The organism is Micrococcus sp. HSID17227, from assembly GCF_003989405.1.
Classification (GTDB): domain Bacteria; phylum Actinomycetota; class Actinomycetes; order Actinomycetales; family Micrococcaceae; genus Micrococcus; species Micrococcus luteus.
Window position 1 is genome coordinate 1 of sequence record NZ_RBLN01000067.1, and the last position, 9,193, is coordinate 9,193.

Here is a 9,193-nt window from a genome sequence, read left to right on the forward strand (position 1 = left end):
TCCCGCCGCGGCACCTCCGACGCGGCCTACATCCGCCGCGTCATCCGCTGGCAGCGCCGGCTCGAGCTCGGCGGCCGCGCCCTCCTGCTCAACGCACGACACCCCGCCGCGTTCGTGGCGGGCACGGCCATGCTCACGGTCGCGAAGATCGTGGAGAACATGGAGATCGGGCACAACGTGCTCCACGGCCAGTGGGACTGGATGCGCGACCCGGACATCCACTCCACCACGTGGGAGTGGGACTTCGTGACGCCGTCGCGGGCCTGGCAGAACACCCACAACGACCTGCACCACCGCTGGACCAACGTCGTCGGCAAGGACCGGGACGTGGGCTACAACGTGCTGCGCATGGACGAGTCCGAGCCGTGGCAGCCGCGGCACCTGCTCAACCCCGTGATCAACGCGGGGCTGGCCCCGATCTTCGAGTGGGGCATCGCCCTCTACGACCTCGAGCTGGACCGCGTGCAGAGCGGGGAGAAGTCCCGCGAGGAGCTGATGACGGATCTGCGCTCCGTGGGCGTCAAGGCGGCCCGGCAGTTCGCCAAGGACTACGTGGCCACGCCAGCCGTCGCCGAGGTGCTGACCGGCTCGGGCAAGGCCACGCTCGCGGGCACGCTGCTGGCCAACGGCCTGCGCAACATCTGGGCGCACTCGGTCATCTTCTGCGGGCACTTCCCGGAGGGGGCGGAGACGTTCTCCGAGGAGATGGTGGACGGTGAGACCCGCGGCGACTGGTACGTGCGGCAGATGATCGGCTCCGCGAACATCTCCGGTTCGAAGCTGATGCACTTCATGACCGGCAACCTCTCCCACCAGGTGGAGCACCACCTGTTCCCGGACCTGCCGTCCAGCCGGTACGCCGAGGTGGCGCCCCAGGTCCGTGAGATCTGCGCCCGCTACGGCCTGCCGTACACGACCGGCCCGCTGCTGCGGCAGGTGGGCTCCGCGTGGAAGAAGGTGTTCCGGCTGGCGTTGCCGTGAGGCGGGAGGGGCGGGCGCCCCTCCCACCGCCGTCGTCGGCTCAGCCCTTCACGCCGCCGGCCGTGAGGCCGGAGACGATGTACCGCTGCAGGAACAGGAACAGCGCCATCACGGGCAGGGCCGCCAGCACGGCGCCGGCCGCGAACACGCCCCAGTTCTCGGAGCGGGTCTCCGAGACGTAGCCGTAGAGGCCCACCGCGAGCGTCTGCGCGGACGGGTCCGTGAGCACTACGGAGGCGATCACGAACTCCGAGACCGTGGTGATGAAGGACAGCAGGGCCACCACCGCGAGGATGGGGGTCACCAGGCGCAGGATGATCGAGAAGAAGATCCGCGCGTGCGAGGCACCGTCGAGCTTGGCAGCCTCGTCCAGCGACGGCGGGATGGTGTTGAAGAACCCGTACATCAGGTACGTGTTCACCCCGAGCGCGCCGCCCAGATACACGAGGATGAGGCCGAGCTGCGAGCCGATGCCCAGGACGGGCACCAGGTTGCCGATGTAGGTCAGCAGCAGGAAGATCGCCACCACCGCGAGCAGCTGCGGGAACATCTGCACCAGCAGCAGCGTCAGCAGCCCCACGCGGCGGCCCGTGAACCGCATCCGGGAGAACGCGTAGGCGGCCAGGGCACCGAGGAACACCGTCATCACGGACGTGATGACGCCGATCACCATCGTGTTGAGGAACCAGCGGCCGAAGGGCCGGTTCGGGTCGCTGAACAGGTCCACGTAGTTCTGCCCGCTGAACGAGGAGAACAGCCGGTTCGAGCTCGCCATCGTGCCAGTCGGGTCGAGCGACGCGGACAGCACGTACAGCAGCGGGAACAGTGCGAACGCGCTGGCCAGCACGCCCACCGCGTGACGCCAGCCCAGCTCCCGCATCCAGCGGCCGAACGAGCGGCGGCGTCGTGGCGGGGCCGGGTCCTCCTCCCAGCGCAGCGGGTCCGTCTCCTGCTGCGCCAGGGCGGCGGCGAGGGGCGAGGTCGGGGCGTCCGGCCGGGGCCGTCCGGAATCCTGGGGGATGCTCACTTGTCGATCTCCTCGAGCGCCTTGGTCTGCCGGAAGCTGATCGCCGAGATGGTCGCCACGATCAGGAAGATCACGATGGACAGGGCGGAGGCCAGGCCGTAGTCGCGCCCCACCCCGCTGAACGCCGTCTTGTAGACGACCGTGATCAGCAGGTCTGTGGCGCCGATGTTCGAGCCCGCGTCGGGGAACCGCGGTCCGCCGCCGGTCAGCATGTAGATGATGTTGAAGTTGTTGAAGTTGAACGCGAACGAGGAGATCAGCAGCGGCGCCACCGAGACCAGCAGCAGGGGCAGCTTGATGGAGCGGAAGATGCGCCACGGGCCGGCGCCGTCCATGCGGGCGGCCTCGTCCACGTCCTCGGGCAGGGACTGCAGGGCGCCCGTGGTCACCAGGAACATGTAGGGGAAGCCCAGCCACAGGTTCACCACGAGCACCGACAGCCGGGCCAGCCACGGGTCGGTGAGCCACGGGATGTCCGCGCCGCCGAAGAACACGGTGTTGACGAAGCCGAACTCCGGGTTGAGCAGGCCGGCCCACACGAGGCCGGACAGGAACGCCGGGAACGCGTACGGCAGGATCATCATCACCCGGTAGACCTTCTTGCCGCGCATGTCCGAACGGTTGAAGGCGATCGCCAGCAGCAGCCCGACGGCGAACGTCGTGGCCACGCTCAGGAACGCGAAGGCGAAGGTCCACACGGTGACCCGCAGGAGCGGGTCGCGCAGCTCGGGGTCGGTGAACGCGCGCGTGAAGTTGTCCAGGCCGACGAACACCCGCCAGCCGGTCTGCAGCGTGCTGCCGTCGTCCGCCTGGAACTGGCCCTCGCCGTTGTCCCGGTACTCCACGCCGCTCTCGAGGTCCGTGAAGGTGTCCCGGGCCTCGTCGTACTCCAGACGCGGCGCGTACACGTACCCGCGGGAGCCGTCGCGCGTCTCCAGGGTGCCGTCCGCGGCGTCGTCGCTCAGCGGGACCTTCAGGCGGGCGACCTGGTCCTGACGCTGCAGCAGGTCGCCGAACCGCAGGGTGGTGTACCCCTCCACCCCCACCGGCTCCCCGTCCTGCATCTGGGCCTCGACCGGCTCCAGCGCCTGGTCCGCGCCGCCGAGGACGGGCTCCCCGTCCCGCAGGGTCAGCAGGTAGAGGTCGCCGCCCTCCTCCAGCACCGTGATGTCGTACACCGGGGAGTCCGGCACGCGGATGGAGGAGGAGCGCTGGATGATCTCGATCGCCGCGGCCTTGTCCGAGTTGTGCCCGGCGCCGTAGTTCGTGAAGGCGACGTAGGAGGAGTAGACCACCACGAACACCTGGAACAGCATCAGGAAGAACAGGCCGGGGGCGAGGTACTTGGCCGGCAGGCCGCCGCGGCGCAGGTAGATCCAGTTGATGCCGATCGTGACCGCCAGGGTCAGCGCGAACACCACCCAGTCCCCCGCGGCCGCGAGCTGGAACAGCAGGAACGCCGCGAAGGCGTCCACGAGGCCCAGCAGGACGATCTTGGCCAGCGTGCCGCCGAGGCCCTCGGTACCCCGGGCGTCCGCACGACGACGGCGGCCCGGGCCGGTGCGGCGCGCGGCGTCGTCGAGGGCGGCGGTGGCGGCGTCGGACCGGTCCGACGCGGTGGAAGACGGGCTCATGGTTCCTCATCCGGCCCGAGGGCCTGCCGTGGAAGGGGGGGATGCGCGCCCCGAGGGCGCAGGGCCACGGTCCGCCTCCGGCGTCCCCGCGGGGACGCCGGAGGTGGACCGCGCCGGATCACTGGCCGATGCGGCCCTCGATGTCGGAGATCATCTTCTGCCAGGTCTGGACCGGGTCGCCCTCGCCCTTGATGATGCTCATCTCGGCGCCGCCCCAGAACTCGAACACCGCGCCCATCTCGGGGGCCGCCGGCATGGGGACGCCGTTCTCGCCGATCTCGCCGAACGCCTTCACGGTCTCGTCCGAGGCCGCCTTGTCGAAGGAGGCGGTCAGCGCCGGGGGACGCTTGCCCTCGGCGAAGAGCGCGTCCTGGGCCGCCTCGGTGGAGAGGTAGTTGACCACGAACTCATTCGCGGCCAGCTGGTTCTCGGACTCTGAGGAGACGAAGAAGGCGTTGACGCCCACGAACGGCTGCGCCGGCTGGTCGCCCATGGACGGGATGGCCTCGACCTCGAAGTCGACGCCGGCCGCCTCGGCCTCCTCGATGTTCCACGGGCCGGTGATGAAGTAGGCCGCGTTGCCGGAGTTGAACTGCTCCTTGGCGATGTCCGCGGTCATGTTCGGGTTCAGCACCCCGGACTCGCCGTACTCGGCCAGCTTCTCGGCGAAGGCCTCACCCTCGGGCCCGCCCATGGCCAGCGAGCCGGTGTCGTACGAGCCGTCCTCGGCCTGCTTGAACACGGGGGCGCCCATGGAGGTCTGGAACGGGTACAAGTGGTACGGGTCGCCGTTGACGGCGTCCAGGCCCACCACGAACGGGTACTCGGCCTCGCCGGCGTCGACGGCCTTCCGGCCCTCCGCGATCATCTCGTCGAAGGAGGCCGGGGTGGACTCGGCCAGCTCGGTGTTGCGCAGGATGGCGATGTTCTCCACGGAGTACGGCACGCCCCAGGTCTGACCCTCATAGGTGACGGCCTGCACGGAGGACTCCACGAAGTCGCCGGCTCTCTCGCCCAGCTCAAGGGGCTCGATGGTGCCGTTCTGCACGAGCGAGCCGATCCAGTCGTGGGCGCCGACGATCACGTCCGGGCCCTCGCCCGTGGGGTTCTGGGTGATGAAGTCGTCCTTCATCGTGGAGTTGTCCTTGACCACGAGATCCACCGTGATCCCGGTGTCCTCCTTGAAGTCCTCCGCCACGGCCTGCAGCGGCTCCTGGCGGTTCTGGTCCACCCACATGGTGATGGTGGTGGCGCCGGCCTCGGAGAGGTCCTGGCTCGGGGACGCGGCGGCCGTGCCCTGCTCGGTGGCGCCGGCCGGGGAGGAGGACGCCGGGGCGGAGGAGCCGCCGCCGCACGCGGTGAGCGCAAGGGCGGAGAACGCCGCGGTGAGGGTCAGGCTGAGCGGGCGGCGGAGGAGGCCGCCGGTCGTCGTCGACTGCATGGTGTGCCTTTCACGAGGGGTGGCGGCCCGCGGCATGCGCCGGCCGTTGCGTCGCCGACGTGGGCTCCGCGGTGAGACGGCGCCTGCCCCCGGCGGCTGAAGGAGTCAGTCCCCAGGAGTGTAAACGCTTCCACTGTGATGTGCCACACAGACGTGCGCTCCCGCATGAACACGGCCATGCGGGAATGAGGGCGGCGGTCAAGACCGGCTGAAACGGGAATGGAAGCGCTTCCACCACCGCGCCTGCCGTGCCGTACTCTGGTGCCACGCATCGACCCCCGGCCCGCCGCCGTCGTGCACCCGCCCCGCCACAGAACCCCACGAACCGGGAGGAGGACCGCCGATGGTCGGCATCAAGGACGTCGCCCGCATGGCCGGGGTCTCCACCGCCACCGCCTCCCGTGCCCTCACCGGCTCCGGCCCCGTGGCGGTCGCCACGCGCACCCGAGTCCAGGAGGCCGTCGCCACGCTCGGCTACGTGGCGGACTCCGCCGCTTCTTCGCTCGCCTCGGGCCGCACCCGCAACATCGGGCTGGTGACCCCCTCCGTCCACCGGTGGTTCTTCGCCGCCGTGCTCGAGGGCGCCGCGGACGAGCTCGTGCGACACGGGTACGACCTCACGCTCTACGACGTCGGCCAGGACCCGGAGCGTCGGTCCACGGTCATCTCAGACCTGCTGCCTCGACGGCGGCTGGACGCCCTGATCACCCTCTCGTTCCGGCTGAGCATGTTCGAGCTCGCCGGACTCGAACGCCTCGGCCTGCCCGTGATCGCCGTCGGCGGCCGCCTGCCGGCGGGTGAGACCCTGCCGGACTGGTTCACCGCCGTCCAGGTGGACCACGCCCGCGCCGCACGGATGGCCACCGAGCACCTGCTGGAGCTCGGACACCGGGACATCGCCTACGTGGGCCGCGTGGACGAGGACATCGAGTTCCAGGTCAGCACCGAGCGCACCCGCGGGTTCCTGCACGCCCTCGCCGCCACCGGGGTGCGCACGCCGGCCGACTGGATGGTGCCCGCGGACTTCACCATCGGCGGCACCTACCACCAGGCGCGCGCCCTCCTCGCCGACCCGCGGCGCCGGCCGACGGCGGTCATGTGCATCTCGGACGAGATGGCCATGGGCACCTGGATGGCAGCCCACTCCCTGGGGCTGCGCGTGCCCGAGGACGTGTCCGTGATGGGCCTGGACGGCCACCCCGAGGCCGCCCGCCTGGGCATCAGCACCGTGGACCAGAACCCGCTCGAGCAGGGCCGCCGCGCCGTCCGCCTGGCGCTCGGCGCCCTCGACGGCGCCGCCCACCCCCATCGGATCATGCACCACCTGGCCTTGCGGCCGAGAGCGAGCACCGCGCCGCCGTAGACCGTCAGCCCCGACCCTCACCCATCCCTCTCCTTCACCTTGGACCGTCGGGCACGTACCTGCCCGTGAAAGGAACCCCACCATGGCCTCCGTGACCTTCCGCTCCGCCAGCCGCCAGTACCCCGGCTCCCCCCGCCCCGCCGTCGACTCCCTCGACCTGGAGATCGCCGACGGCGAGTTCCTCGTGCTCGTGGGCCCCTCCGGCTGCGGCAAGTCCACCTCCCTGCGCATGCTCGCCGGCCTCGAGGAGCTCTCCCACGGCAGCATCCTGATCGGCGACCGGGACGTCACCGATGTGGACCCCAAGGACCGGGACATCGCGATGGTGTTCCAGAACTACGCCCTGTACCCGCACATGACCGTGGCGGACAACATGGGCTTCGCCCTGAAGATCGCCGGCGTCCCCGCGGACGAGCGGCGCCGCCGCGTCGAGGACGCCGCAAAGCTGCTGGACCTGACCGAGTACCTGGACCGCAAGCCGAAGGCCCTCTCCGGGGGCCAGCGTCAGCGCGTGGCCATGGGCCGGGCGATCGTGCGCGACCCGCAGGTGTTCCTCATGGACGAGCCGCTCTCCAACCTGGACGCGAAGCTGCGCGTGCAGACCCGCGCCCAGATCGCCAACCTGACCCGTCGCCTGGGCACCACCACCGTGTACGTGACCCATGACCAGACCGAGGCCATGACCATGGGCGACCGGGTGGCGGTCCTCAAGGAGGGCCGCCTCCAGCAGGTGGACACGCCGCGCAACCTCTACGAGCGCCCGATGAACGTGTTCGTCGCCGGGTTCATCGGCTCCCCCGCCATGAACATCTTCCGCATGCCCGCCACGCACGAGGGCGTGCACTGGGGCGAGACGGTCATCCCCGTGCCGCGGGAGGATCTGGCCGACGCCGGCACGGCGGTGGACCTCGGCGTGCGCCCCGAGAACCTGGTGGTCAGCGACGACGCCGCCGGCCTGCCCGTGGAGGTGGACACCGTGGAGGAGCTCGGCGCGGACGCGTACGTGTACGGTCACGCGACGATCGGCGGCGAGGAGCGGCTCATCACCCTGCGGACGGTGGGCTACACGGCGCCGGAGAAGGGGTCCGTGGTGCACGTGGTCCCGGACCCGGAGCGCGTGCACCTGTTCCACGCCGAGACCGGCGAGCGACTCAACCGTTGACGGCGGCGCGGGGCGCGCGACGGCGGCGGGCGTCGCCTGCCCTCAGCCCTGGCGCTCGGCCAGCTCCGCGAGCCGGTCGATCGACGCGCGGAGCTGCTCTTCTCCGGTCCGCAGCGCCTTCTGGATGCGCTTCGGGTCGGCGAGCCGCGTCCAGTCATAGGTGTGGGTGACGCGGCAGCCGCCGTCGTCGTCGCCGTCGACCTCCCACCGCCAGAGCTGGCCGAACGGCTCCCCGCCGACCTCGGAGGGCTTCCAGGCGATGCGACGGCCCTCCTCGAACTCGACCACGTGGTTCGCGCGGTCCACGCCCTTCTGCAGGGTCATGACGAACACGTCCCCGACGGCGGTCACCCGCTGCCCGGGGGCGGCCTCGGCCAGGTTGTCGTTGCCGTCCCACTCGGGCTGGCGGGCCGGGTCCGCGATCAGCTCGAAGACGACGCCGGCCGGCGCGTCGACGTGACGGGTCGCGGACACGACGCGGTCCTCGGGGGCGGGCAGGGCGGTCTCGTCGATGTGCTCCATGGGGAGAGCGTAGACCCCCGATGCGCATCCGCCGAGAGCGCCGGCGGGGCTCGCGCCGGGGGCGGCCCGACCTCAGATCAGGCCCAGCGCGGTGAGCTTGGCCGCGGTCTCCTCGTTGGTCGGCTCCACCTGGTGGTCGCCGTCGGGGAACACGACCACGGGGATGTTCTTCCGGCCGGAGATCCGCTCGGCGGCATCGGCCTGGGCCGGGTCGGCGACGAGGTCCACGTAGTCGTAGGCGATGCCGAGCTCGTCGAGCTGGCGCTTGGTGCGCAGGCAGTCGCGGCACCAGTCGGCGCCGTAGACGGTGAGGACGTTCTGACTCATCCGTCCAGCGTACTGAGGGGTGGGATGCTGGGGGCATGCCCGCCCAGCCCTCCCCCTCCGGCCGCACCGTCCACCTGTCCACGTCGGGCGTGGACGCCCGCATCGCCCCCGACGAGTTCGGCGGGTTCGTCCTGGAGATCGGCGGGGCCGTCCAGTCCCACGTGGACCTGGCCGACCCCGCGCGCATCCGCTACGAGTACCTGCGCCGCATGGCCCACGTGCTCGACGGCGTCGCTCCGGCGGGTGCGCCGGTGCGGGTCCTGCACCTCGGCGCGGGCGCGCTGACCCTGCCGCGCTACCTCCAGGCGATCCGACCCGGCTCGGAGCAGACGGTGGTCGACCTGGACCGGGAGCTCGTGTCCTTCGTGCTCGCCGAACTGCCCCTGCCGGCGGGCACGGACCTCGTCTCCGTGGTCGCGGACGCGCGCCTGGCCGCCGTCGACCTCGCGATGGACGGGGAGCGGTTCGACGCCGTCGTGCTGGACATCGGCACCGGCGAGGAGGGCGCCGAGCACCTGCGCGGCGCCGTGTTCCACGGGGAGCTGCTCGAGCTGCTGACGGCGGGCGGGGTGCTGCTGGTGAACATCGGCGACGACGCCGGCCTGCGCTTCCTGGGCGCCGAGCTGGGCGCCCTCGAGGAGGCGGCCGCCGAGGCCGGGGTGCCCGGCCCGTGGACGCTCGCGGACCAGGGGATGCTGGAGCGCCTGGACTGGGGCAACGTCGTGCTGGCCGCGGG

Annotated in this window: 9 protein-coding genes; 4 read left to right on the forward strand and 5 right to left on the reverse strand. The window is 71.2% G+C overall.

The window, feature by feature from the left end; all coding sequences use genetic code 11:
* Positions 1–981 (forward strand): acyl-CoA desaturase (locus D8M29_RS05405; RefSeq protein WP_148111524.1); only part of this gene is annotated, 981 nt, incomplete at its 5' end.
* 40 nt (positions 982–1,021) lie between these two features.
* Here the strand turns inward: D8M29_RS05405 and D8M29_RS05410 are convergent.
* From D8M29_RS05410 to D8M29_RS05420, 3 genes are all read right to left on the reverse strand, one after another.
* Positions 1,022–1,942, reverse strand: coding sequence for a sugar ABC transporter permease (locus tag D8M29_RS05410; RefSeq protein WP_041104154.1), 921 nt, complete (start codon positions 1,940–1,942; stop codon positions 1,022–1,024).
* A 62-nt stretch (positions 1,943–2,004) separates the two neighbouring features.
* The gene (locus D8M29_RS05415) at positions 2,005–3,642 is read right to left on the reverse strand and encodes an ABC transporter permease subunit (RefSeq protein WP_020624872.1); all 1,638 of its coding nucleotides are present in this window, start codon (positions 3,640–3,642) and stop codon (positions 2,005–2,007) included.
* A 118-nt stretch (positions 3,643–3,760) separates the two neighbouring features.
* Entirely contained in the window at positions 3,761–5,083 is a 1,323-nt protein-coding gene (locus tag D8M29_RS05420) for a maltose ABC transporter substrate-binding protein (protein ID WP_127435157.1), read from the reverse strand.
* A gap of 343 nt (positions 5,084–5,426) precedes the next feature.
* Here D8M29_RS05420 and D8M29_RS05425 point away from each other — a divergent pair, with 343 nt between their 5' ends.
* A complete protein-coding gene (locus D8M29_RS05425; protein ID WP_115165643.1) occupies positions 5,427–6,446 on the forward strand; it encodes a LacI family DNA-binding transcriptional regulator in 1,020 nt (339 codons plus the stop codon).
* A gap of 82 nt (positions 6,447–6,528) precedes the next feature.
* Positions 6,529–7,608: an ABC transporter ATP-binding protein gene (locus D8M29_RS05430; protein ID WP_020624545.1), complete on the forward strand. Its 1,080-nt coding sequence runs from the start codon at positions 6,529–6,531 to the stop codon at positions 7,606–7,608.
* 42 nt (positions 7,609–7,650) lie between these two features.
* On the opposite strand, the gene D8M29_RS05435 is transcribed toward D8M29_RS05430, so the two are convergent.
* Both D8M29_RS05435 and D8M29_RS05440 read right to left on the reverse strand, forming a co-directional pair.
* A complete protein-coding gene (locus tag D8M29_RS05435; protein ID WP_051995337.1) occupies positions 7,651–8,130 on the reverse strand; it encodes an SRPBCC family protein in 480 nt (159 codons plus the stop codon).
* Between the two features lie 72 nt (positions 8,131–8,202).
* On the reverse strand, positions 8,203–8,457 hold the full coding sequence (locus D8M29_RS05440; protein WP_127435156.1) for a glutaredoxin domain-containing protein: 255 nt from the start codon (positions 8,455–8,457) through the stop codon (positions 8,203–8,205).
* A gap of 35 nt (positions 8,458–8,492) precedes the next feature.
* Here D8M29_RS05440 and D8M29_RS05445 point away from each other — a divergent pair.
* A partial coding sequence (locus D8M29_RS05445; RefSeq protein ID WP_127445836.1) for a spermidine synthase occupies positions 8,493–9,193 on the forward strand: 701 nt, incomplete at its 3' end.